23 protein-coding genes are annotated in these 24,325 nt (G+C 69.3%); 13 read left to right on the top strand and 10 right to left on the bottom strand.

What is annotated here, in order from left to right:
- Nucleotides 1–134: 134 nt before the first annotated feature.
- Together CP981_RS02485 and CP981_RS02480 are read right to left on the bottom strand one after the other, a co-directional pair.
- Nucleotides 135–1,340 (bottom strand): polysaccharide deacetylase family protein, encoded by a 1,206-nt coding sequence (locus tag CP981_RS02485; RefSeq protein WP_208852882.1) that lies wholly within the window; start codon nt 1,338–1,340, stop codon nt 135–137.
- A 288-nt stretch (nt 1,341–1,628) separates the two neighbouring features.
- A complete protein-coding gene (locus CP981_RS02480) occupies nt 1,629–2,969 on the bottom strand; it encodes a diacylglycerol/lipid kinase family protein (RefSeq protein ID WP_085923034.1) in 1,341 nt (446 codons plus the stop codon).
- A gap of 201 nt (nt 2,970–3,170) precedes the next feature.
- Between CP981_RS02480 and CP981_RS02475 the strand changes: the two genes are divergently transcribed.
- Nucleotides 3,171–3,800: a hypothetical protein gene (locus CP981_RS02475; RefSeq protein WP_244329507.1), complete on the top strand. Its 630-nt coding sequence runs from the start codon at nt 3,171–3,173 to the stop codon at nt 3,798–3,800.
- A 159-nt stretch (nt 3,801–3,959) separates the two neighbouring features.
- On the opposite strand, the gene CP981_RS02470 is transcribed toward CP981_RS02475, so the two are convergent.
- Nucleotides 3,960–5,312, bottom strand: a complete 1,353-nt coding sequence (locus CP981_RS02470; RefSeq protein WP_085923194.1) for an erythromycin esterase family protein — start codon at nt 5,310–5,312, stop codon at nt 3,960–3,962.
- 83 nt (nt 5,313–5,395) lie between these two features.
- On the opposite strand from CP981_RS02470, the gene CP981_RS02465 reads away from it, so the two are divergent.
- Nucleotides 5,396–5,722, top strand: coding sequence for a hypothetical protein (locus CP981_RS02465; protein ID WP_085923036.1), 327 nt, complete (start codon nt 5,396–5,398; stop codon nt 5,720–5,722).
- 33 nt (nt 5,723–5,755) lie between these two features.
- On the opposite strand, the gene CP981_RS02460 is transcribed toward CP981_RS02465, so the two are convergent.
- Complete coding sequence (locus tag CP981_RS02460) at nt 5,756–6,604, bottom strand: YwqG family protein (RefSeq protein WP_085923195.1); 849 nt, start codon at nt 6,602–6,604, stop codon at nt 5,756–5,758.
- Between the two features lie 144 nt (nt 6,605–6,748).
- Here CP981_RS02460 and CP981_RS02455 point away from each other — a divergent pair, with 144 nt between their 5' ends.
- Nucleotides 6,749–7,234 carry an EF-Tu/IF-2/RF-3 family GTPase gene (locus CP981_RS02455; RefSeq protein WP_085923037.1) on the top strand — a complete coding sequence of 162 codons (486 nt, stop codon included), beginning with the start codon at nt 6,749–6,751 and terminating at the stop codon, nt 7,232–7,234.
- 7 nt (nt 7,235–7,241) lie between these two features.
- On the opposite strand, the gene CP981_RS02450 is transcribed toward CP981_RS02455, so the two are convergent.
- The 5 genes from CP981_RS02450 to CP981_RS02425 form a co-directional block, all read right to left on the bottom strand.
- Nucleotides 7,242–7,736, bottom strand: a complete 495-nt coding sequence (locus tag CP981_RS02450; RefSeq protein WP_085923038.1) for a DinB family protein — start codon at nt 7,734–7,736, stop codon at nt 7,242–7,244.
- 74 nt (nt 7,737–7,810) lie between these two features.
- Nucleotides 7,811–8,035 (bottom strand): helix-turn-helix domain-containing protein, encoded by a 225-nt coding sequence (locus CP981_RS02445; protein ID WP_085923039.1) that lies wholly within the window; start codon nt 8,033–8,035, stop codon nt 7,811–7,813.
- Complete coding sequence (locus tag CP981_RS02440; RefSeq protein ID WP_085923040.1) at nt 8,035–8,532, bottom strand: DUF2975 domain-containing protein; 498 nt, start codon at nt 8,530–8,532, stop codon at nt 8,035–8,037. Before CP981_RS02440 ends, CP981_RS02445 begins: the two co-directional genes overlap by 1 nt.
- A 186-nt stretch (nt 8,533–8,718) precedes the next feature.
- Entirely contained in the window at nt 8,719–9,660 is a 942-nt protein-coding gene (locus CP981_RS39330; protein ID WP_341873667.1) for an NUDIX domain-containing protein, read from the bottom strand.
- Entirely contained in the window at nt 9,657–11,636 is a 1,980-nt protein-coding gene (locus tag CP981_RS02425; protein ID WP_244329506.1) for an ABC transporter ATP-binding protein, read from the bottom strand. The genes CP981_RS39330 and CP981_RS02425 overlap by 4 nt, the downstream gene beginning before the upstream one ends.
- 950 nt (nt 11,637–12,586) lie before the next feature.
- On the opposite strand from CP981_RS02425, the gene CP981_RS02420 reads away from it, so the two are divergent.
- The 8 genes from CP981_RS02420 to CP981_RS02385 all read left to right on the top strand — a co-directional run bounded on the left by CP981_RS02420 (nt 12,587) and on the right by CP981_RS02385 (nt 21,324).
- Nucleotides 12,587–13,477 carry a LysR family transcriptional regulator gene (locus tag CP981_RS02420; RefSeq protein ID WP_085923042.1) on the top strand — a complete coding sequence of 297 codons (891 nt, stop codon included), beginning with the start codon at nt 12,587–12,589 and terminating at the stop codon, nt 13,475–13,477.
- Nucleotides 13,478–13,739: 262 nt separating this feature from the next.
- Nucleotides 13,740–14,114, top strand: coding sequence for a hypothetical protein (locus tag CP981_RS02415; RefSeq protein WP_085923043.1), 375 nt, complete (start codon nt 13,740–13,742; stop codon nt 14,112–14,114).
- Nucleotides 14,115–14,187: 73 nt separating this feature from the next.
- On the top strand, nt 14,188–14,877 hold the full coding sequence (locus tag CP981_RS02410; RefSeq protein ID WP_085923044.1) for a hypothetical protein: 690 nt from the start codon (nt 14,188–14,190) through the stop codon (nt 14,875–14,877).
- A gap of 49 nt (nt 14,878–14,926) precedes the next feature.
- Nucleotides 14,927–15,289: a hypothetical protein gene (locus CP981_RS02405; RefSeq protein ID WP_085923045.1), complete on the top strand. Its 363-nt coding sequence runs from the start codon at nt 14,927–14,929 to the stop codon at nt 15,287–15,289.
- Between the two features lie 43 nt (nt 15,290–15,332).
- Entirely contained in the window at nt 15,333–15,725 is a 393-nt protein-coding gene (locus CP981_RS02400; protein WP_143658823.1) for a hypothetical protein, read from the top strand.
- Between the two features lie 449 nt (nt 15,726–16,174).
- Entirely contained in the window at nt 16,175–17,002 is an 828-nt protein-coding gene (locus CP981_RS02395; RefSeq protein WP_244329505.1) for a protein kinase family protein, read from the top strand.
- 4 nt (nt 17,003–17,006) lie between these two features.
- The gene (locus CP981_RS02390; RefSeq protein ID WP_085923048.1) at nt 17,007–19,187 is read left to right on the top strand and encodes a protein kinase domain-containing protein; all 2,181 of its coding nucleotides are present in this window, start codon (nt 17,007–17,009) and stop codon (nt 19,185–19,187) included.
- 58 nt (nt 19,188–19,245) lie between these two features.
- Nucleotides 19,246–21,324 carry a protein kinase domain-containing protein gene (locus tag CP981_RS02385; RefSeq protein WP_085923049.1) on the top strand — a complete coding sequence of 693 codons (2,079 nt, stop codon included), beginning with the start codon at nt 19,246–19,248 and terminating at the stop codon, nt 21,322–21,324.
- 173 nt (nt 21,325–21,497) lie between these two features.
- On the opposite strand, the gene CP981_RS02380 is transcribed toward CP981_RS02385, so the two are convergent.
- Nucleotides 21,498–22,940, bottom strand: a complete 1,443-nt coding sequence (locus CP981_RS02380) for a hypothetical protein (protein WP_085923050.1) — start codon at nt 22,938–22,940, stop codon at nt 21,498–21,500.
- A gap of 352 nt (nt 22,941–23,292) precedes the next feature.
- On the opposite strand from CP981_RS02380, the gene CP981_RS02375 reads away from it, so the two are divergent.
- Nucleotides 23,293–23,592 carry a DUF6342 family protein gene (locus CP981_RS02375; protein WP_085923051.1) on the top strand — a complete coding sequence of 100 codons (300 nt, stop codon included), beginning with the start codon at nt 23,293–23,295 and terminating at the stop codon, nt 23,590–23,592.
- 180 nt (nt 23,593–23,772) lie between these two features.
- On the top strand, nt 23,773–24,045 hold the full coding sequence (locus tag CP981_RS02370) for a hypothetical protein (protein WP_107429502.1): 273 nt from the start codon (nt 23,773–23,775) through the stop codon (nt 24,043–24,045).
- The last annotated feature ends 280 nt before the right edge of the window (nt 24,046–24,325 follow it).

Here is a 24,325-nt window from a genome sequence, read left to right as displayed (position 1 = left end):
ACCGGCTCCGATAGCGGCCGCGCTGAGGGCGGAAGCCCACCTCATATCTGCTCACTGTCCAATCTGGGGAAATAGCTTGAACCATTGGCTGGTGGAATGCGGGAATTGCCGTACCGCACCCCCACCGGAACTCGTCAGCCGCGTCCGGTGAACTGTTGCCCGACGCCGAGTTGGCGCAGGTCGGTGAGGACGTTGGGGTCCTGGGCGTCGAGCCAGTCGCACAGCTGGCGGAAGGAGACCAGTCGGACGTCCTGGTGCTTCTCGTCGGCGATGTGCTTGATCGCGTCTTCGACGGCGTCCATGTAGATGCCGCCGTTCCACTGCTCGAAGTGGTTGCCGACGAAGAGGGGGGCGCGGTTCGTCTCGTAGGCCCGTTGGAAGCCGGCGATGTAGGCGTCGGCGGCCTGCTTGCGCCAGCGCGGGTAGTTGGCCGGCGGGCCCTTGGTGGAGTTGTGGGACTGGTTGTAGAGCATGTTGTAGTCCATGGACAGGACTCCGGCGGGGAGGTTGCCGAAGGGTATGGACTGGAGCGGGAAGTCCCAGATGCCTTGCTTCTTGGTGGGCCAGACCTGGAGGCCGCCGGGCGAGCTGGCGTCGTAGCGCCAGCCGCGCTTCTTCGCCGTGGGCAGCAGGTTCTGCTGGCCGAGCAGGCAGGGCGTGCGGGCGCCGACGAGTTCCTTGCTGTAGTCGAAGGGCAGCGGGTCGAGGTCGGTGAAGCCGGTGTTGGTCCGCCACTTGGTGACGAAGTCCATGGCCTGCTCGATCTCGGAGTCCCACTGGGCGGGGGTCCAGTGGGCGACCGAGCCGCTGCCGGTGCCGCAGAAGTGGCCGTTGAAGTGGGTGCCTATCTCGTGGCCCTCCAGCCAGGCCGCGCGCAGGTTCTTCAGCGTCAGCTTGATGTGGTCATCGGTGAGGTAGTCGATGTCGGAGGCGCCGACGGGGTTGTTCGGCGGGCGGTACAGGCGCTTCTTCGATTCCGGCAGCAGATACAGCCCGGAGAGGAAGAAGGTCATCGAGGCATTGTGGTCGCGGGCCAGCTTGCGGAACCGGGGGAAGAGTCCGTTGCCCACTTCGGCCGCGCCGTCCCAGGAGAAGACCACGAACTGGGGCGGCTTCTGGCCGGGCTTCAGCCGCTCCGGCTGGGGCGGCTGGTGGGGCTGCTTTCCGGTGTGCGCGGTCGAGCCGTCGCCGATCGGCTTCGACCGGGGCTTCTGCTGCCCGGGCTTGGCCGCCACCTTGCCGGAGTCCGACGAACCGGAGGGGGAACAGCCCGCTACGGACAGAGCCGCCGCCGCTCCCACCCCGAGTCCGAGCATGCCTCGCCGACTGTAATCACGCATAACGGTCCTCATCGCATTTATTCGCCCTGAAGTGCCCCAGTGGGCGCCCAGAGAGAGGGGCTGGTGGATGCCGGGGTTCCGTTACGGCGGCGAAACTCAAAAAGTGGACCAAGATGCCACGGAGGGTCGTTATCCGGTCACCGATGGGCGGGATCCGGCACGATGTCGCGCCTCCACTGGGCTGCGGAGAGGCCGGCGCCGATCAGCCGGATTCCCGTGCCGGGCTGCGGAGCGGCCGGTGCTGATCGGTCGGATTCCGGTGCCGGGCCACGGACCGGCCGGTGCTGATCAGCCGGTGTCCCGCCCTGCCGCGGTCCGTCCCACCGTCAGGGCCAGCCTGCGCACCCTGCGCCAATCCATCGGCGGCTTGCCGCGCGGCGTGCCGGGCCGGTGGCGGGGCAGCCGTACGCGCAGAGCGCCGGGTTCGAGCCAGCAGCGTACGGGGGTGGGCACGGTGAGGGCCTCGCCGTCGACACCGGCCGGGACGGCGGGTGCATCGGCATCGATGACCACCTCCGGGACGGCGATCGAGGTCAGACCGGGCCCACGTCGGCCGCGCAGCATCGAGGCCGCCTGCACCGCGTTGTCGACCGTGACACCGAGCACTCCGAGAACGCCGGAGTCCAGCCGATCCCGCCGCCCCAACCCCGCGGGATCGCCCATCCGGTAGGGGTTGTTGCTCACCAGGACGGCCTGCGGCCCGTCGATGGACACGGCGTCCGTACGCACCTTCAGGCACGGGCCGCTGTGATGGGTCAGCAGGTCCGGCAACATCTGAAGGATGGTCCGGGCCTTGTCGTCGCGATAGGCCGGGCTCTGCACCACGCTCGCGTACGCGCCGAAGGAGGCGTTGTTGACGAAGACGCGCCCCTGGCCCTCTGCCGTGGGCTGCCCGACATCGATGAAGCCCAGGTCGATGCGCAGCTCGACACCGTCGGTGAGCGCCTGAAGGCAGGCCGAGGGATCCTCACGGTCGAGACCGAGGTCCATGGCGAAATGGTTGCGGGTCCCGGCGCAGATGACGACGAACGGCACGTCGCGTGCCGCCGCCACACCCGCGACCAGCGCCTGTGTCCCGTCGCCGCCCGCGACACCGAGCAGATCGGCGCCCTCGTCGACGGCCCGCCTCGCCAGCTCGGCCACATCCTGCGGCTGCGCGGGATCCAGCTCGACGACCTCGGCGCCGAGAGCCCTGGCCTGCTCCGCCAGGTGAAATCTGCCGGCCTTACCGCCGCCCGAGCGCGGATTCATGATGAGGAACGGGCGTCTCGGCGGGGCGACCGGGCGTTCCGGTGCGCGGGCCGGCTCGGTGTGCGGTGCCAGTGCCGATCTGCCCGTGAAGACGGCGAGCGTCCACAAGGCGAGCGAGACCAGCACCACCCACAGCAGCCCGGCGGTCGCGTAGAGCACCAGGACGACGACCGGTGTGGCGGTCGCCAGCATCAGCGCGAGCACCCTGAGCACCCCGGTGTGTGCGAGCACCCACCACAGTCCGGCCGCCGTGGCAGCCAGCCCGGCCACTCCCACGCCCACCAGCGCGATGCTCCGAATCCCGGCAAACACCAGCAGGACCAGCAGCGCCGCCGTCCCTGCCGCCAGCGCCAGACGTGCGGCCCAACGCCTGTCCACCCGTATACGCCTCCCGCCGACTCCGCAGCCTCCCCCTCTCCATTGCACGGTCGCAGGCGGCGAAGCGCATCATCTGGGGCGGGCAGTCCCTCCCAGGACGTGCGTGGCGCTCAACGGCCCGGACGTACGGGGTGCGACTGCTCATGGACGCAGGATGGGGAGAAGGACTTCACCATGGCGGCGAAAGGATGTGTGGCGCGGATGCGGCAGATACGACAGGTGCGGTGGCGGCGAACGAACGGCGGCGGTATGGGCGCGGCAGGGTTACCCGTCACCGCGCTGTTGGCGCTCTCCCTGGGTGCCGGCGGTGTGGCCGTGGCCCAGGCTCAGCCCGCGGTCGCGAGCGAGGTTCACCCGGGACCGGTGGCGCCTTCGGCCCGTACGACGGAGCCCGTCACACCCGCGTCCGCGCACCTCAGGATCACCGAGGGCCAGGTCGGCGAGGTCGGGCCCGGCGGGACGATCCGCTATCCGAGCGTGACCAGTTGTCTGACGGTGACCGTCCGCCTCCGGGACGGTGGAAAAGTCGGCGCGCACGCCGGCCTGTTCCAGGTGCCGGGGGAGTACCGGTCGGATCAGATCCTCGCCGCCGTCAAGCAGCGCATCGGGGCGCGGGGAGTTCGCGCAGTGGAGGTCAGGGGCGCCGTCGGTGCTTGGGTTCCGAGCTACTTCACCAGGGCTATCGAGAGTTACGCAGAGGGCGAGCAGGTGCCCGTACCCACCGGTCCCGACCCGAAGGGCCTGGCCAGGGCGGTGGCGGACGGGCTCGGGGAGCCGCGGGGAAAGGTGACGGTCGAGGATCTGCCTGACGGCGACCAAACGGTGGACTGAGCGGGGTCGTCCGTCGCGCGCGGACCCGGCCGGACACCGGGGTGACCCGGTCACCGCCCCGGTCACCCGCCGGGCCTGCCCTGGTCACCGCTCTTGTCACCGCCCTGGTCACCGGCCTCGTGACCAGGGCGACCGGCCGCCGCGGAGGACGCCGACGGCTCACTTCCCGGCGGGCGCCGGGGCAGTCAGCAGCCGGGCAGCCCGGACGCGGTGCAGATGGACGACGATGTCGTGTGACCGCGCGAGCGCGATGCGGTACTCCGTCCCGGGCCCGGGATATGCCGTGCCAATGGTCTTGGTCATACGGGCCGTGGCCAGCCAAGTGCGCGCTGCGGGCGGGGCGGTGCGCAGGTCCAGGACGTAGTCGCGGTGGCGCACCCGGTCCAGGGTGTACTCATTGCTGCCCGGTTTCGCGGGACCTACGGTGAAGGCCCGGACCCGCCCGTCGGCCCCGGTGGCGTTGAACGAGCCCCGGTCGAAGGTCATGCCGATGCTCACATAGCGGGTGCCCAACGTGTCGCGCAGGAAGCTCCCTTGCACCTTGGGGTAGTGCTTCGGGTCGTGGGTCCGCAGGGCGACATGCCCATCATGAGCCGACAGCAACGTCTTGTCCCCGGTGTGCTTCTGCCACCAGGCCACGTTGTCCGCCATGACCGCGTCGCGATAGCGCATGGCCGCCGCCCCCTGCCGCGGATCGTCGACGTCGAAGGCGTAGCCCCGGGCCGTCTGATCGATGGCGGTGGCGTGCTGTACGGCCCAGGCGTGCGCCTTCCCACCGCCGGAACTCGCGCCGGGCTGCTGCTGCTTGAGCAGATTCAGCGCGCGCCCGGTCCGGTCGGCTATCGCCTTCCGTTCGGCCAGCGGCCGTTTCAGATACCCGTTGATATGGGCGTCGACAGTGGTCGTCGGCCGCAGACCGCGGTAGAGCTCGGCGAAGCGCGGCAGCAGCGCCGGGTGGGTCTTGGCCACATATCCGGTCACCCGGTCATAGAGTTCCGGCCCGGCGTACCCGAAGTCATCGCCCATGAACTGGACCGGATCGCGCGGATGCCGGCTGTTGTAACTGCGCATCCACGTCAGCAAGTTCAGGTAGTCGGTGTTGTTCCACCAGGAGTAGTTGCTCTGGAACTCCTCGCGCATGACCTGCCGTGGATCGCCCTTGCCGTGCAGCACATAGTCGTTGAGCCGTAGTCCGGTGCTCCAGCTTCCCTCCAGGGCGAAGCTGCGGAAGCCCTTTTCCTCGACGAGATAGCGGAAGACCCGGTGCTTCATGGCAAAGAACTCATGCGAACTGTGGGTGGCCTCGCCCAGACCCACCACCTGCGCGTCCTTCACCATGCGGCCGAGCGGGCGCAGATCGTCCAGGTTCCCACGGGGCTCGGTGGTGCGCAGTGCGTGCGCGTTCCGTTCCAGGGCGGGTACGGGCGACTGTGCCGAGGAGGGGGCCGCTGCGGCGGCCACGGCGCCGAGCGAAAGGAGCAATGCGAGGAAGGCGGACGTGTGTTGTCTCATCCCCCAAGACTTGCCGTCGGCCGGGACGGTGACCATGTACCACACCCCCCAATCATGGGTAGGGCTGTCCCCACCGACCGGGCATGCAGGCCAGGGTGTCGGCGGCTGGGCCGGCTGGGCTGGACAGCCTGGGCCAGCTGGTCGACCTGGAGGAGCTCGCCACTGACCCCGACTACGACGAGTTCGACGACGCCTACGTCCTCGACTCCGACCATGTCGTCGTCACCGGCAAGCTGAACCCGCAGGGACGCACCCCAGGAATCTGCCACTGGCTGATCCAGGCGCCAACGCTCCAGCCCCTCGGCCGACTGCACTACCCAGCACCGGTCAGCGAGGACGTAACCCCCCTCGGCGACGGCACCTGGCTCACCCGCCACGACGGGCAGCTCCGTCACTGGGCGCTCGCCTGACGCGGGTATGGGTGGGGGCGGATGCGGGGGGCCTCAGCAGCACTGCCAGGTGAACATCGCGCGGTCGAAGCGGCGTTCGGCCAGGTCTTCGGGACGTATGAGCCAGTAGAGGGCACCGCAGTCGCCCCACATCATGTCCGCGTCGTTATCCGAGTCGAACTGCGCCAGCAGCACCCATCGGAGGGCCTCCTCCTTGATACGGGGGTCATTCCACGGCGGGTTCCCCAGCGCGCTGTGGGCGACCTCGGTCTCCACCTCGCCCTGCACCGGGTGCGCATGGCCACCGATACGGTGCTCCGTGCCCCCGAAGTGATCCCCCAGGGCCTCCTGGAAGTCCTCGTCCCACACCGGATGGTCGTCGGGCATCGGCGCGAACTCCCGGTAGACCACCGGGTGCCAGAGGTGCGGTGCCGTCGTCTCCACACGTGCCGTCAGCGGTACCTCGGGGTACGGCTGAATGTCCTCCGGCGCCGTCCGCTCGGCAACGGGCACACCCGCAGGTATGTACAGCACGCGCGCTCCCGCCCAACTGTCGGGCTCACCGGGATCGACCACCGCGCAGCCGTCGTCCAGCTGCCCGTCAAAGTAGAAGAAGACCAGCGTGCCGTCCGTCGGCATGGCGATATCGAGGGCGCCCGAGGGGAGCGCGGCACAGTCGAGCGAAGCAACAAAGGCAAGTGGCCCATGCCCCTCCCACACAGGCCACTCCTCACCCTCCGGCAGCCCCGGCAACCCACCGAGCCGACCGACGGCCGAGCCCGCCCCCTCGGCCTTCTCCAGGCGCAGCCCGGGCCGCAGCAGCCCGATCCATCGCTCGGCGATCTCCTGAGGCAAGTACTCGCGCGCGAGTGTGTGCAGTGCATCGACAGTGCTCTGTGTCATGCCAACCATGATGCCGGGGACCACTGACAACGGGCTGTGCTGCTCCTGCCGGCGGCGCCTGGACGCACAGTCATCGTTGTCAGCCTCGGGCGCCCGCGCACGAGGATGCGCCGGGGTGAGGATGAGGGCGAGAGTGGGGGCGCGATGAATACCGCGGAGGCGCCGTTCCTGCTGGTCGTCGAGGACGTCTTCCCCCTGAACCAGGGCAGGTTGGTCCGGGTGGCCGGCCGGATCGAGCGCGGGCGGGTCCGCACAGCCGACGAGGTGCAGATCGTGGGTTTCGGCGCCGGTGCCATCACCCGCGTCTCCCGTATCGACGGGTGCCGGCAACGCGTCGAGGAGGCGCATACGGGCATGAACGTAGGCCTGCTCCTGCCAGGCGCGACGACGGAAGCCATCGAACGGGGCCAGGTGCTCGCAGCCCCGGGCTCGATCGGCGCACACACCGCTTTCGATGCGGACATCGCGCTGCTGCCGGAGGACCAGGGCGGTGCGGAGCTGCGAACCGGCGGGAGCCTGGACTTCTACCTCCACGCCGGCGCCGTGCGGGACGCACAGCTTGGCGGCACCGAACCGCTCGGGCCAATGTCCACCGTCGTGTCACCTCACAACGGGACGAGGGTTCTGTGATGCGGCACTAGCGCCCGGTCGTCCCGTCGATCTGTTCCCGCAAGATATCGGCGTGGCCAGCATGCCGGGCGGTCTCGCTGGTCATGTGAGCAACGACCCACCGCACCGAGAGGAACGTGCCCTCGACCGGTATCGCGACAGGCTCTCCCAGGTCGCCGACGGAACGAATCACGGCGTCGCTGGCCGCGATCGCCGCGTCGTAATCGGCCAGCACCTGCCCGGCACTACGACCGGCCGGCACCTGCATGCCGACCTCCCCGGGATTGTCCGACTCCCGACCGGCCACGTGATACCCGAACCAGAACCGCTCCGCCAGAGTCAGATGATGGACCAGGCCCAGCAGCGTGGTCCCCGACTCCACCAAGCCCCGGCGTAGCTGCTCCTCTGTCAGTCCGTCGGTCTTCTTCACCACGCACTGCCTGGAGAACGACAGGAAAGCCATGGCGGTATCCAGTTCACTGCCGTCATTGCGGGGCACCGGGCGGCGCTGAGTCTCAGCCATGCAGGCGACTTTAGCGGCGCGTGTCCCGCCCGCGCCGCGAATTACCGGGCGAACGTTGCCTGATACGACACCCCCTAGGTGTCGCTCGCCCCCTCGTCAGGCACCCAGCGCAGTACATCGCCGGGCTGGCAGTCGAGTGTGCGGCAGATCGCGTCGAGTGTCGTGAAGCGTACGGCCTTTGCGCGGCCGTTCTTCAGTACGGCGATGTTGGCGGGGGTGATGCCGACGGCATCGGCGAACTCGCCCACCGAGAGGCCGCGTTTGGCGAGCTGGAGGTCGAGGTCGACGATGATCGCCATCAGACCACCTCGGCGATCTCGGTCTGTAGCTCCGTCGCCTTGTGCAAGAGGCTGCGCATGATGACGATGAGCATCGCGAACGCTGCCCCCACGCCGACGCTCGCGATCGCTGCGGCCAGTGCGCCGATGACCTCCATGCCGTCGCTGGGGGAGGGGATGTCGGTGACAGCCAGATGTCCGGTGACACCGATTGCCAGCAGCGTCGCCACGAGCGAGCACCCGATGATGGTGTCGACCCATCGGAACGCCCGCGGCGTGAAGATCGCGTCGCGTTGGACCATGGTGAGCAGCATCCACACGGCGGCGAGCGCCACTTGGATGCAGACGATCCCGACGATCGCCACCGTCACGTAGGGCGCGGCGAACGGGGCGTAGGGAGGGAAGCGGTCGACCTCATCGGCTGCCGTGGTCGGGATGACCACGATCTGGCCGAAGAGTCCGAACAAGATTGCTGCGGCGATGCCGACCCGGAGCGCGGCGATGTAGAAACGATGCATGTATCGATTATCGATTGGTTTCGATCGAAAATCAATCGATGGTGTTTCCGGGCGTGTGTGCGTTGCGCCCCGCCGGCGCCGCCGCCCCACCCCCGCTCCCGTCGGCTGCGCGACGCTTGGTGCGTTTCGGGTAGCGACGGCGGGCATCCGAGCCCCGGCGCCAGTCAGATGCGGCTCATTGCGTTTTCACGCAAGGGGTGACACCTGCGCCGGGCTCGGTGGAGGGAGGAACTTGGCTGCTTTGGCGGTGAGTTGCCGGCGGAGGTAGGGCGCGGCGTCGTCGGGGCGCATGCGGGCGAGGGCGACCAGGCCGGTGATGATGACGTCGGCGACCTCGGCGTGTACGTCCTGCCAGGTGTGGCTGTCGCCCTTGCGGGGGTTGGTGCCGCGGACACCGATGACGGCCTGGGAGGCTTCGCCGGTCTCCTCGGCGATTTTCAGCACCTGGAGGGTCCACTGCTGGGCGGCGTCCAGACCGCGTTGGTCGTCATGGGCGTTGAAGCGTCGGGCCAGGCGGGCGACGGTGTCCCAGGTGTCCCAGGGGTCGCTGTGCATGGTGGTGTCTCCTTTGGTGGGTGGGGGGCAGCGGGTAGGCGTCGTCGATGAAGCGGAGGCGTAGTGGCCGGTGTCGAGCAGTTCGGCGTGGCGGCGGAGCAGGTCGCGGGTCGACGGGGCCATCCGCAGGCGGGGCAGGACCTCTGGCCGGAACCAGTGCAGCATGATGCCCTCGGTCAGTTCCAGGTCAGCGGGGTCACCGGACCACTGACCTGCGAAGATCTGGATGGGGACGGTGGTGCCGTCGCTGCTCCGGGCCTGTTCCACGGTGAAGGGGGCGAGGTCCGGGATGTCGAGGCCGGCCTCTTCCCGTAACTCCCGTCTGATGGTCTCCTCCAGAGACCGGTCGCCCGGTTCCCGGCCGCCGCCGAGCAGGGACCACGATCCGGGCTCCCAGATGCCGGGGATGTCGTCCCGTAGGTGCAGGAGGTAGGCGCCGGACCCGTTGTAGATCAGGGCTGAGGCGTTCGCCCGCGGGAGCGGGAGCGGGAGCGGGAGCGGGAGCGGGAGCGGGGGCTGGGGCCGGCGCTGGTGCGGCGGGACTGAATCGGTCGGTGGAGTCTGGTCGTTCACGGGTGTGCCGTCCTTGGTTCGGGGGCGGAGGGTGCGGACGCGGCCTGGTAGCCGGCTGCCTGGAGGGTGAACATCTGGGCGTAGTCGCCGCCGAGGGACATGAGTTGCTGGTGCGAGCCGGCTTCGGTGATCCGGCCCCCGTCGAAGACGAAGATCCGGTCGCACTCCACGACGCTCGCCAGCCGGTGCGAGATCAGCACGGTGATCTGATCCGTCCGGTTCTTGTTCCGCAACACCGCCTGATATACGGCGTGTTCGGCCTTGGGGTCCATGCTCGCGGTCGGCTCGTCGAGCAGGAGCACAGGAGCGTTCTTGTACAGCCCCCGCGCGACGGCGATCTTGGCCCATTGGCCGGCCGACAGTTCCTGACCGCCCCGGAACCGTTTGGACAGCACCGCCTGCCAGGTTCCCGGCAGACCGGCGATGACCTGCTCGGCACCGGAGGCTCGCGCGGCGTCCCACGCCCGTTGAGGATCGGCCTCCGTGAGCGTGCCGCGCGAGACCGTGAGGTTCGCCAGCGCGCTGAAGGGAAAGTGCACCGGGTCCTGCAACACGGTGGCGACGCGCGCCTGCAGCGACTCGGCGTCCATGTCCCGCACGTCCACCCCGTCCCAGCGCACCGCACCTTCGCCCGCCTCGTACAGCCCGGCGATCAGCCGTGAACAGGTGCTCTTTCCCGAGCCGTTGACGCCCACGAAGGCGACGGTCTCCCCGGCGCGCAACGTCATCGAGATGCCGCTCAGCGCGGGAATCTCCTTGCCGGGGTAGGTGAAGCTGACGTCGTCGAGCGTGAGGGTGGCGACGGTGGCGGGAGCGGTCACCGCACGCCTGCGGGGCTGTAGGCCACGGCAGCGTTCCTGGAACGCCAGGAGGTCATCGACCCACATGGCGTGCTCATAGACCAGATGCGCCACATCCACGAAGCGCGTCAACGCGGTCTGTCCGGTCTGGATCGCCAGCACCGCGCCGGCGCCGGCCGCCAGCGGAAGCCACCCGGCGATCAGCATGGCTCCCAGCGCGATGTAGGTGACGCCGGTCCCGACGCCTCCCACGGCCCGGCCGGCCAGCGTCAGCAGCGCGGAACTCACCCCGAGGTGGGTGTCTTCCTCGGCGATCCGGGCGGTCAGCCGGCGGTGCTCGTCCAGGATGGCGTTCTGGGCGGTGTCGGAGCGCAGTTCGGCGGCGGCGTCCCGCTCCAGCAGCAGCCAGGAGAAGACCCGCACCCGGCGCTGGAGCGCGTTCCATCGCTTGAAGCTGTGGAATCGGGCCCGTGCCGTGCGTACGGCCGCGGCACCCACGGGCAGGACGGACAGCAGGAGCAGTGGGAGGAGAGCGGGGTGCAGAGCGGTGAGGACGCCGGCCGTCCCGATGAGCCCGAGGAGCGTGGAGGCCAGCGAGACGACCTGGCCGACGATCTGTCGGGCGTAGAACAGGCCGCGGTCGGAAGCGCGGTAGGCGTCGTCGTGCCAGTCGGCATCATCGACGACCTCCAGCCGGACGTGCGCGGTCAGCCGTAGGAAGTCACACTCCAGCGCGGTACGGATCTTCGGTGTCACCCGCGCCTGCGCGACGGCGACCCCGGCCTCAAGGAGTGCCCGTGCGGACAGGAAGCCCACCACGAGCAGGATCTGCGGCACCGCGTTGCGGACCTTGTCGGGTGTCGGCCCCTGGCCGAACAGCTCACGCAGCACGCCGACCGAGGCCACCAGCCCGAAGGCCGACATGGCTGCGGACACGAGCTGTAGCACCACAACGGCCAGCGTGGCCGAGCGGTCGGCCTGCCATGCCAGCCGGCCGATCTGCCGGACGATGCGCGGCAGCCGTACCAGGACTTCGCGGACCGTCGACTTGGCCGCGGCGCCGTCGTAGACCGACCAGTACGCCTCTTCCAACTCATCGGCCAGATCCCCGTCCCCCGGCCCCGTGGGCGCAGCCGTCGGTGGCAGTCCCAGTGATTCTCGGCGGGGGCCCGGCACGCCGGCTCGCTCATCCGGTGACGACGCAGCCCCTTGCGCCGCACTCATGCCCACCACCTCGTGGCCATACGGAACGAGCGGTCAACGGGCCATGCGGAAGCGTCAAGCGCGCGCCCGGGGCGAACGGTTGGCAAGAGCCCAGGCTGCCGCCGTTCGAACCCGGCGGGGCCATGCACGAGGAAGGGCACAGGATCCATGACTTCTCCAGGAGGGCGAGTCGTGGGCACAGGTGCTCTAAAGAACGGTCGGTTTGGCTCCCCGTAACGGGTGACGAGGGGGCAGATCGTGGATGCATGTTCTATTGGGTGGCGGAGGGCGGGTGCGGCCTTGATGGCGGGGTCGCGGGGCGGCTCGAACGGTGGTTGTCACCCGTTCGTGGGATTGCGTCGGCCTGGTGGTGGTCCGCCGACCCGGGAGGGTTGCGGGCAGCATGTGCGCTGTGACCAACGTCAGCTGGTGCGGCGTCAACTGCGAATCCCTCGTTCGGAATTCGACTGCACCAGGTGGAGTTGATTGCCCGACGGCATCGCAGTCGTCTCCCGCCATCGCATCGCACTTTTCCGAAGCATTGTTACGTTCTCATCATGTGGCGACAGAAAAACCATTACATGCGGTTCCAAGCATGACCTCATGACCACGCAAACCCCCCTCCGTGGCCCATATCCCCACACCTCTGCGCTCCGCGCTTCCCTCGCCTCGTTAACTGACGTCCGTGTGCTGGCGCCTGTCTCCCTGCGCGCTGGTGGCAATGGTGGCGTGAGGAGCGCAAGCTCCGCCTTCCTTTCCCGCGCTCCGCGCCCCGGCCGGTCCAAGGATCGTGCGGCCCTGAGCGAGGGCGCCTTGGGCGCAATGCTCGATGGACTCCAGCGAAAGCGTCGGTTAACAGGGACGGATGAGCGACAGACCGGATTCATACCCATGGTGAACAAGGGCCGACGAAAGGCCGATACGTGAACACGCTGTGCCTACGTCGTCTACAGATCTTCGTTGCTGTGGTGGAGTGCGGGGGATTTTCCGCCGCCGCGCGGAAGTTGTACATGAGTCAGCCGTCGGTCTCCAACCAGGTGCGGCGCCTGGAAGCCTCTCTTCAAACCACCCTCATCGACCGGTCGGGGGCGCGTATCCGGCTGACCGCCAAGGGTGAGACCTTCATGTCGTATGCCCAGCGCCTCATGCCCCTCGTCGAAGAAGCGCTGACCGCCGTACAACTGACGGTGCCTTCCTCTGAGCCCCGTCTGCGGGTGGCCACCACCAATGACGCGGCCGCCATTCTGGTTCCGGCCGTACTCGCCCGTCTCACCGCCCGGATTCCCGGACTGAGATGGGACATCCACACGGGTGGAATGGAGCAGGTGACGCAGCAGCTTATCGACGGGGTGGCCGGCATGGCGCTGCTCGATGGCGAGCCGAGTGCGCCGGGGCTGGTCATCGAGCCCATTCTGTCCGAACGGCTCGTCCTCGTTGTGGGCAGCGGACATCCGCTGGCCGGCCGTCAGGCCACGGCGGAGGACGTGGCAACGAAGCGGTTGCTGCTGCGGGAAAGCGGTTCCGCAACCCGTCACCTACAGAACACCGCCCTGCGACGCTGGAACATTCAGCCCGTCGACAAGGGAGAGGTGTGGGGGAACGAGGCACTCAAACTCGCGGTGTCCGCCGGACTGGGAGCAAGTCTCATGTCCTGGCACTGCGTGGCGCAAGAAGTGCGTGATGGACGACTTGCGCTGGTCGACCTGGTCCCCGCGCTGCCGAGCCACCCCATCGTGATGGCGCACCTCCTCGGCCGGAAATTCTCCTGTGTGGAAGAGACTTTCGCGCAGCTTCTCTTCGACCTCAAGGAATAGCTGACTCTCCATCCCGCCAAGGGGCCTGATGTGGAAGTGCATTGCGCACCACATGGCGAGGGGACAGGGGAACGCCGTCGGATGTCTCATGGCTTCGGCTATGGGGCCATAGCCAAAACAGGGGTTCTCGGTCAGGGATTGGCTGCTGACAATGGGAACTGTCACACCATCACTGATGACGCGAACACGAGGGGCGTCCCCGAAACGGGTTGTGCAGCGGACGGTGTCGCCTTCGTGAATTTTCGAGAAAGGATCGAGTCACATGAAGAGGCGTAGCAAGGTTCTGCTCGGCCTGGCCACAGTAGCCGGCGCCTGCCTGCCGCTGGGGGCGTTCGCCACCACTGCGTCCGCGGCGGAGGGCACTCACATCCAGATCAAGCAGAACGCCGCGATAGCCGCCACCACCTGCTACACGTTCGTGGGCGCGGAGGACAAGAACTACTGCAACATCTCCCGGCCGATGGGCGATTCGCTCACGGTGGGGGTTCCGGCGAACACCACCCAAGTGGTGATCGACCTCAAGAACTTCCCCTGGGAATCCCCCTCGGACAGCATCACCGTGACCCCCGACAAGAACCGCTGTGTCGAGGTGAGCGGGACCGCTTTCAACTCGAAGCTCCTGGAAGTCGGTTGCTGAAACCGGCAAGTGTCGGCACCTCACACAACCCTTGAGCCATAAGGCTCCCGTTGCCAGAGAAAGCGAAAGCCCCATGACCTTCCGTTACCGGGCAGGAATCGCCGCGGCCGCCTCCGCGATGGCGCTTGCCGTGGCTGCGCCGACGGCATCCGCGGCGTCCCTGCAAGAGATCAACGGCCACACCGACAACTGGCTGAACGAGGGAAGCGCGACCGTCACGTACGACAACGGCACCACGCTGACCCGACAGGCCGATGTTCTGGAAGCACTCCAGCAGTGCGGCAGCCTCTCCGTTTCGTGTGCCTCCACGACGACTCAGGATGCCGGCCAGGTCACCAAATGGTATGACGCGGAGAACCAGGACCTGGGTACCGGACCGATCGACAACTGTGCTCCGAACGGTAATGACATTACCCAGACGATCACCGCACTCCACACCTTCTCCTGGGGCTGGAACATCGGCGCCAGCGTCGACGTCACCCTGGTCAAGGACCGACTGGGAATTGGTGCCAGTGCGGGATTCACCCAGTCCCACACCGAAACCAGCTCCGGTGCTGTGGGAATCACTGTGAAGACCGGCCAAAAGGGAATGCTCAAGATGGGTTACGACATGGACCGCAAGGTCACCGACGTGTCGATCCAGGGCGGAAAGTTTGGCGGCGCAAAGATCACCGGCCTCCGTACCGAGACTCCCCTCCCGGGAGGGAAGCGGGTAGGCCAGGACATTGTCACGTGCGACCAGAAGCTGTTGAACGGTCGCTGAGTTTTCTCCCTCTCAGAAAGGTAATCCTGTGCCAAAGACAAAGCGATCCATGGCCTACGGTGTCGCCACGCTGCTGCTCGCCCTCGGTGGCACGGCCGTAACGGCGTCGCCTGCTGCTGCCCAGGACTCGGGCCACATCGGGTTCTCCAACAAGGGCTGGTTCCTCGCCAAGACCTGCTACAAGTGGCAGGGTTCGGCGACTCCGGACAGCTGCGACGACAACAAGGCCATCGGCCAGGACTGGGGCGTGGACATTCCCGCCGATGCCACCGGCGTCGAGGTCACGGTGCTCGTCCACGGTCAGCAGATCGGCGATCTCGAAGCACCGCAGATCACCGACTTGAAGAGTAACCACTGCTACGAGCTGAGCGGTTACACGTGGGGCCCGTCCATCACCGAGAAGAGCTGCTGACCCTTCTCGGAGACGAGGAAGGGACAAGGAAAGGAATTCCAGCGTGCGCGCTGTCAAGAAGTCGATGACGTTTGCTGCCATGGCGTGCCTGACCCTCATGGGTACGGTCGCCGCGGCACCCACCGCCTCCGCCAGCTCCGGCAACTACATCCAGTTCTCGAACAATTCGGGCTTCCTGGTCGACACCTGCTACCAGTGGAAGGGCCCGGACGGCATCGAGAGCAAGAACTACTGCCACACGTCCAAGCCGGTCGGACAGACGTGGAAGGCGTACTTCCCTGAAGAGGCAACGGGAGCCACGGCAACCGTGACCTTCGCCATGGGCAACGGTGGCGCCAAGGAGTACCTGTACGACCTCAGCGCCGACAAGAACCACTGCTACCAGACCACCGGCCTCTGGCCGAATGGCGGTGAGGTCCTCAGCACCAACTGCTGAGTTCCGAGCCCGGGGCCTGCCGAAACCCCTGTCGGCAGGCCCCATTTGGCATGTCCGGACCGCAGGACAACGCTTGCCCCAGCTCCTGCGCCACGGCAGAGCACGAGCGGTGCTGCAAAGGGTGCCGGAGCTACGTGAGATCACCGTGGACGGGTGCCCGGTCCGTGGCCGGACCGATGACATGGGCCTCCTTGCCACCCGGGCATTCCGGGCCTATCGGAAGTCGACATAGGTGACGTAGGAGATGTGGGAGTGGCGTGCCTGTCCCACCACGCCAGGCCCCGACTCCAGGCCCCGGCGCCCCTCCACGACAGCCATCACCCCGCACGCCGCCCCCCTGCCGAGCGGCCTCCCCGCCGTATATAGGCTCACGTCCCTAACGAGCCTGACGGGGGAGAAGCCGAGTGGAGAGGCTGCGGCAGGACGATCCTGCGCGGATCGGAGATTTTGTGGCGTTGGCACGTCTTGACGCCGAGGGGAGTCGGGGCGTTCCCGAGCGCCGTTATCTGGCCCGCGGTGTCGACGGCGAGCACACCGCCCTGGTCTGCCTGCCGCCGGCCAGTGGTGACCCGGCGCGGTGGGCGGATGAGATGCAGCAGGCGGCCCGGCTGACCCAGCCGGGGTTCTGGCCGGTGGCGCAGCTCGGGGGGACGCCGGCCTTCCCCTGGTATGCCTCCCCCTACCGGCCTGTGCTGCCGTTGCCCGCCGCCCTGGCCGCGTACGGCGGACCGCTGCCCGAACCGCTGGTCCGTACGCTCGGCGGCACCCTCGCCGAAGCCCTGGCCTCGGCCCATGTGCTGGGCCTCGTGCACGGCGGTGTCTGCCCGGCGGGCGTGCTGCTGACCGCCTGCGGGCCGCTGCTGGGCTGCTTCGGTGCGACCCGCGCGCATCCGGTGGCAGCGGCATCCCCCGCGCAGGCCACCGGGCTGGAGACCGGCTGCCTCGCTCCCGAACTCTCGGCGGGCGGTCCGGCGGACCGGTCCGGGGACGTCTACGCCCTGGGTGCCGTGCTGGCGTACGCGGCGACCGGGCACACCGTGCCCGAACGGCAGGAGATCCCGGCCGGACTGCGGGACATCGTCACGGCGTGCCGTTCGCGCGCCCCGGAGGACCGGCCCGAACCGGCAAGAGTATTGGCGGAGTTGCTGCCGGGCGCGGCATACGGCGCGCTGGCCGGTGCCACGGAGCCGGTGTCGCTGCCCGGCCGGATCGTCGAGGCGTTGTCCCGTCAGTCGGCGGAGGTCCTGGCCGCCGCACTCCCCACCCAAGAGCGCTGAGGCCATGATCTCCCCACTTCTGCACGACGACCCGCACGCCGTCGGGCCGTTCCGGATCCTCGCCCGCCTCGGCGGTGGCGGTATGGGCACCGTCTACCTGGCCCGCTCGGCGGGCGGCCGCACGGTCGCGGTGAAGACGCTGCACACCCGTCTCGTCGCGGACACCGCCCTGCGGACCCGCTTCCGGCTGGAGGCGGATGCGGCACGCGTCATCGGCTCCGCGCACGGGGCGGTGGTCGTCGACGCCGATCCGCAGGCACCGATCCCGTGGCTGGCGACGGAGTACGTCCTCGGACCGCCGCTGGACACGGCCGTCGAAGCGGGCGGGCCGCTGCCGGAGGCGGCCGTGCGTGCCCTCGGCGCGGGACTCGCCGCCGGGCTGGAGCAGCTGCACCGGTCGGAGGTGGTCCACCGCGACCTGAAGCCGTCCAACGTCCTGGTGACCGCGCAGGGCCCGCGGATCATCGACTTCGGTATCGCCCGGGCCTTCGGCGACGAGCATCTGACGAGCGTGGGCAGTGCCGTGGGAACGCCGGCGTTCATGTCGCCCGAGCAGGCGGGGGGCCAGGAACACGCCGTGGCGGGCGATGTGTTCGCGCTGGCCGGGGTGCTGGTCTTCGCCGCCACCGGTCGCGGCCCGTTCGGCGGCGGGGCCCCCACCGACCTGCTGTACCGCGTCCGGTTCGGCGAGCCGGACCTGGGCGGGGTGCCTGAGACGCTGCGCTCCCTGCTCGTCCGCTGCCTGGCAAAGGACCCCGCGCACCGCCCGTCCACCACCGAGCTGCGTACCGCGCTGGGCTCCAACGGGCTCGCTCCGGCCGACCGCGGCGGCTTCGCGGAGCTGCTGCCCGACGCGGTGCTGCGGGAGATCGCCCGGCGCAGCGACGAGGTGTGGCGCGAGCCGCCGCACCGCTTGCCGCCACCGGTCCCCGCCGAGATACCGCAGGCCGGGGCCGCCCCCGTGCCGGGCCTCTCGCGGCGGCGGCTGCTGTCCGTGGCCGGGGGCGCCCTCCTGGGCGGCGGACTCCTCGGCGGCGGGGGCTGGGCCCTGCTCGCGGGCTCCGGCGAAGGCGGCGGCGCTACGAAGAAGGACGCCGTCGACCGGCCGAAGCCGCCGGCACCGCTGTGGAGCGCCGGTCTGCGCTGCCCCGACTCCGGGGGCGAGGTGATGCGGGTGGGCCGCAACCTGGCCATGCGCGCGGGGATCGTGCTGTGCGGCATCAACGCCGAGTCGGGCGAGTCGACCTGGCAGGCGAACGTCGCCGACCCCTGGCGCTCGGCCACCGAAGGAAGCCGTATCTACGCCCTGCGGGGGTACAAGGAGGCGGGCGCGGCGCTGACGGTGTGCGAGGTCTCGCAGACCAACGGCGAACTGGGCAAACCCCTGGTGGAACTCTCCGCGTTCACCGGCAAGGAGCAGTACAACCAGCTGCTGTGTGTGGCCGACGGAACCGCCTACCTGGTGGCCCGGGCCGCCTCCGGCAAACGCTGGTACCTGGTCGCGGCCGACCTGGACTCGGGCAAGGAGCGCTGGCGCAGCCTGGTGGAAGGCCCACAGACCGTGGGCACTCCGCCCGCGCTGGGCGGCGCGGTGGCGGGCTCCCGGGTGGTGCTGTGCGGGAGCCCGGGGTTCGGCTCGAAGTTCATCCGCCTCTCCGTGCACGACAAGCGGCACGGCCGCGAACTGTGGAGGCTCTCCGAGACCTTCGCGGGCACCGTGCCGCCCCGGTTGGTCCTCGACGACCGGAACCTCTACATAGGCGCTGAGCACCTCACCGCCCGCCGGCTGGCCGACGGCGAGCTGGAGTGGCTCTTCGGGACCGGCCGTGACGCCGGTGACAGCGCGGGCGAGGAACGGCGCTACGGCGCGCCCACCGTCCACGAGGGAGTCGTCTACTGCACGGAGGCGGACCGCGGGCTGATCGCCGTCGACGCCGCCTCCGGCACGCTGAACTGGCAGGAGAAGGGGCTGTCCGGCAGGAAGAACAAGCGGGACGTGGCCCCGGCCGTCGGCAAGCGGTACGCCTACTGCGCCGACGACACGGGCCTGCGCGCCATCGACCTGCGCGCCCATGAAGCCGTCTGGACGTACGAGACCAACCCGATGGTCCTGACCGCCGACCCCAAGGGCGGCCGGCTGTACGTCCGCCAGGAACAGCGGACCATCGCCCTCCCGCTCGCCTGACGTCCGGCCCGGCCCCGACCCGCACCCTTCCACGCCACGATCCAGGAGACGACCGACTGTGAAACCCCTCGGCCAGGGAGATCCGCTGCGCCTGGGCCCCTACCGCCTGCACGGCGTCCTCGGAGAGGGCGGCATGGGCAAGGTCTACTTCGGCGCGGACGCCTCCGGAAGCCCCGCCGCGGTGAAGGTCCTGCTGCCGGAGCTCGCCCATGACGGGCACCTGGCCGAGCGCTTTCTCCGGGAGGCGCGGACCGCGCAGGCGGTGACCAGTGAGGGCGTGGCGCGCGTCCTGGCCGCCGAACTGGAGGGCGGCAGGCCGTGGATCGCCACGGAGTTCCTGGCCGGCCCGACGCTGGACGACGCCGTCGCGCGCTTCGGTCCCCTCGACGACGCAGCCGTACGGGAGCTGGCGCGGTCCCTGGCCCGCACGCTCCAGGATGTGCACGCCACGGGGCTCGTCCACCGGGACGTGAAGCCGCCCAACGTCGTCCTCACCTTGCGCGGTCCCCGCCTCATCGACTTCGGCATCGCCCGCCCTGAGCACGGCCTGACCCTCACCCGTACCGGGCAGATCCCGGTCACACCGGGGTACGGCGCGCCGGAACAGGTCCTCGGGCAGCGCGTCGGACCGGCGGCCGACGTCTTCTCCCTCGGCGCGGTCCTCGCCTACGCCGCGGGCGGGCGGCCGCCGTACACCGGCGCCGAGGTCACGGCCGTCCTGTACGAGGTCGTACACGGCAGCCCCGACCTGTCGGCCGTTCCGGAGGCCTTGCGCTACCTCATCACGCCCTGCTTCGCCAAGGACCCGGCGGCCCGCCCGCAGCCCACCCAGGTCGCCGACGCCGCGGCGGCCCCGCGGCAGCCCGAACGGCTATGGAAGTCCGGCCCACTGGGGCAGGAGATCCGGCAACGGGAAGCGACCGCCCGCCGCCTGACGGCCCGTCCGGCCGGACCCTCGGCCGTCCCCGACGGCGGCGCGGCACCCCGCCTCACCCGACGGCGGCTGCTGGTCGCGGCCGCCGGCGGCGGAGCGCTCCTGGCCGCGGGCGGCGGCACCGCTTGGTGGCTCACCCGTGCTGACGCCCCGTCCGACCCCTTCGACATCCCCCCGGCCGCGAAGGTGCGGGCCGCACCGCTCGGCTCCGCCGCAGGCTCCCCGGAACCGCTGTGGGGCCCCATCCAGGACGTGGCCGACGCCGCGTCGCCGGCCCCGCTGCCGGTGCGCGACGTGGTGGTGTACGCGGCCTCCGGCGGCGGCATCGCGGCCCGCCGGGTCACCGACGGCCGGGAGCGGTGGCGAGTCGGTGAGGCGAAAGCGGACGCCGGGTACCTGTCGATCGGCGACCGGCTGGTGGCCACCGCCGACGGCGAGGGGACGCTGCGCACCTGGGTGGCCGCCACCGGATCCCCCCGCTGGACGGTGGACGCGGAGGTCGGTGCCCTGCTGGCCGCCGACGCCCACGCCGTCTACCTGCTGACGTCCGACGGCCGGCTGCGCTGCGTGGGGACCGACGGCAAGGTGCGCTGGACCCGGCGGCCACCACTGACGCTGTCGGGCGGCCACCCCGCCGCGGCCCTCGGCGCCGGCCACCTGGTGCTCTGCACGGAGACGGGAGACGTGGCCGCGGTCCGTGCCGACGACGGCTCCCGCGCATGGATTCGCAAGGGGCAGGCCGCAGGACCGCTGCGGCCCGCCATCGACGGCGGAACCGTCTACCTCGGCGGCAACAGCCTGGCAGCGGTGAAGGCCACCGACGGCCACGAGCTATGGGCCCAGAACCCGTTGCGCCCGCCCAAACGGGGCACCGGCGGGTGGGGCCCGCCCACCGTGGCGGGCGGAGTGATCCACGCGCTGGACTGCGAGGCACTGCGCTCCCTGCACGCCGACGGCAGCCAGGCCGCCGACCCGGTGATGATCGCCGGCGTCGCCCCGCCCTGGCGGCCACCGGTCGTCCAGGGAAACAGCGTCTGGATAGTGGAGAGCGGCGACACCGGCGTGAGCGGCCTCCCGCGTGGGGGAGAGGGCCGCCCCCAGACCTACGCCCTCACCGGCGGCGAGGCCCGCTCCCTCGCCGCGGCCGCCAACCGCCTCTTCATCCTCAACCGGGCGACATTGCTGGCGCTGCCGGTTTATTAGGGGGCCGCGGAGTCCGTTTTTCCGGCTGGGGCGGGGCAAAGCCTCCCACCGGCCGAACAGGCAGGCCCATGTGGTGGGGAGCGCCGATGCCGCTGACGAGCCGGGAGTTGAGGCGTACGCGTGGGCCGCGCCTTGGACCTGCCCCGCCCCCGGCCCGTAGCCCGGCCTCCCGCTCACTTACGGCTCTGCCCACGGACCACGTCGAGGAGGTCCGTCGGCGTGAGCCGGGACCCGTACAGCAGACCGACCATGACGAGGCTGACGACGCCGACGACCTGGGCGATAGCGGCATCCGATACGCCAAGTGCGGAGGCTCCGACCGCCGACCCGATGACGGCAACACCGAGGATGACCATGCGTATCCACTCGCGATTGACCGCCCGGGAGGCGCCGCTGAGGTCTTCGGGGTCCAACAGCGCAAGGGTGCGGCCCTGCGCGTAACGCTCGGCGATCTTCGCCAGCATGCGCGCCATGTCCTCGAATACCCGCCCTCGATCGGCAGCAGTGTCCTGCCGGGTCTCCATCATGCGCAACGCCCCCACCACCTCTGCCGCGTGCTCTTTGTGCTGGGCCCGCAGCACACCGCGGATCGCCGTGTGCCGGGTCCGCCACGCCGACCACACCACCCGTTCCGCGTCCGCCAGATGTACCCGCGGCGCCGTCAGCGGGCTACGGATGCGGAGTGACCAGCGGTGATACGACTGGGCGGCCCCCACTCTGGCCAGACAGTTCACCAACACCACCACCGGGCGGTTCTCCCGGTTCGTCCCCACCCGCAGACTCAGCAGCCTCCGGGCCCACGTGAACCGGGTGCGGGGCTCGGCGTAATGCGGACCGTGATCCTGGTAGGAAGGTCTCGCTATCTGCCGGAGCGCGAGCCAGGCGACGCGCGACGCCAACAGCATCATGGCGAGCAGAACGAGGGCAGCGGCCGCAATGAGGGCCTCCATGGGCCTGCCCAATGGGTCGGTGAGTGCCGACAGATGGTGGCCCACCTTCTCCGTGATCGCCGCGCCCACCCTGCGCAGTGCCGCCATCAGCGCGAGGAGTGGGTCCGGCCGGTCGCTCGCACCGCCCTCGCTGGCAGGGTCCGCGGCCGAGCCCCCGGGCGCCCACCACGGCGCATTCGCCTGCTTGCTCTTCTCCCACAGGTGAGTCACTCCGGTCACCCCCTTGGTCACGATGACGCCGATGTTGACCGTGACCAGGAGGAGTACACATGCCTTGATGACATACGCGATGCCCGCCAGCGGCATGGTGCAGTACCAGTCCCACACCGCGGTTCGTACCGCATGGGAACGAGGAAACAGCCGCTCCGCGTCCTGACCGAACCCGCGCCGGGCCCATCGCAGATGACGCGTCGTCCCACGGGCGCCCCACCGCACATACCGGCGCACTGCCGGGCCGACCGTGTGGGCATGCACCCACAACACCAAGTGGAACGTCCGGTCCGCGAGGACGCGTACGCGGGAGCGCCCGGGGGATCGGACCCGCCAGCGGTCCTCGGGATCCATCCTCCGCAAAGTGATGAGCATCCAGAGGAGTCCCGTCAGTACCAAGGCGCCTCCCGCCAGCACCAAGGCGAGCACGATGACGGTCCACAACGTTTCGAGCATTCAGGAAGTCTCCTCGAACTGTCCGTGGGCGATAAACCGTTGCCCTGTGATGCTCCTCTCAGCTGGTGATCTTCAGGAAGTGCCGCCGATCCCGCCTCTGATCCGACGGACCTATGGGCCAGATGGGGACTATCGCGCCAACTTCGTGGAAATCAGTCATATTTACGGAGTTCGGTGCTGCCGCACGCCCGAGTTATATAGGTTCTGGATCGGCTCAGGTGACGCAGGTCACTCGTCCCACGTGGTTCTTTCATTGGAGAGCGGGCGCGTCTTGTCGGGTTTCACGCATGGAACGACGCGGCTGAAGCGCGGCAGGAAGGGGACGGCCCGCCGGAACTGGAGAGGAAGCCTCATGGCGGACATCGATCTCGGACTGGCGACGGACTGGACGGAAGGCGACACCCACGGCCGTATCAAGCTGCGGCAGAACCAGGTCTATCCCACCTCGCCCAAGAAGGACGTCCTGATCAGCTCACCGGTGAGCATCGAGCTGTCGGTGAACACGAACTGCTCCACCTCCCAGGAGGCGGACAAGATCTACTTCACGACCCATCACGGCTCCACGAAGAAGATCATCGCGGTGCTCGACTCCGACGGCAACCTGCACATCGCCGGTCGCCTGATCACGGACCAGAAGGACCTGTCGTACTAGAAGCGAGCCCCGTCCCACCCCGCAGGACAGGCAAACGCCGAGGTGGTCCGCAAGGAACGCCGTAGCTCCAAAGCGGGGCACCGGCCCTCAGGGCCTGCTGTGAAAGTGCTGGTCGCAGCCATTCGTTGAGGGCTGCGACCAGCGCGGTCGCGGCAAAGTGGACGGCGAGCTTGTCGTAACGTGTGGCTCGACGGCCCGGTGATCTGGGGGCTCATGCGCCCAGCACTGTTGGTGGATGTGGACGGACCACTGAATCCGTATCGCCGCGAAGCCGCAGCGACGGCCCGAGGTGCGTTCGCCTGGGTCGGTGACGAGATCACTGCGGCGGATCGCGCCTGCGTGACGGGGCATCACAACGGTCCCGCATTGCTACACCGGGTCGACCCCCGATGCGGCCTTGACGACGACGACTTCGTGGCCCTCACAGCACGGGCGGCGACCGGCCTGCGCTGACCCAGGACGAGTCGACTTTCCGGCCGGCCGGCCGCGCAGCGCAGCGCCCTTTGCGACTGTCGTCTGCGATCGCGCGCCGATCTCCGTGCGAGTGCAACGCTGCCCCCTCCTGCGGGCCTCGCCGGCGCGCATCCAGTCGATGGGTGATGTCGTACCAGCAAACCCAGTCGAGGGCCGGATGGTGAAGGTGCGAGGGGCATGGCTGCGGGCACCTTGCCGGCCCGCTGTGGCACCGCGGAGCACTTCGTTGCGTGAGCCCGGGAGGGCTACGGGACGAACG

This window comes from Streptomyces platensis (assembly GCF_008704855.1).
GTDB classification, from domain to species: Bacteria; Actinomycetota; Actinomycetes; order Streptomycetales; family Streptomycetaceae; genus Streptomyces; species Streptomyces platensis.
The sequence above is the reverse complement of the archived record's forward strand: the minus strand, read 5'-3'. Positions and strand labels throughout refer to the sequence as shown.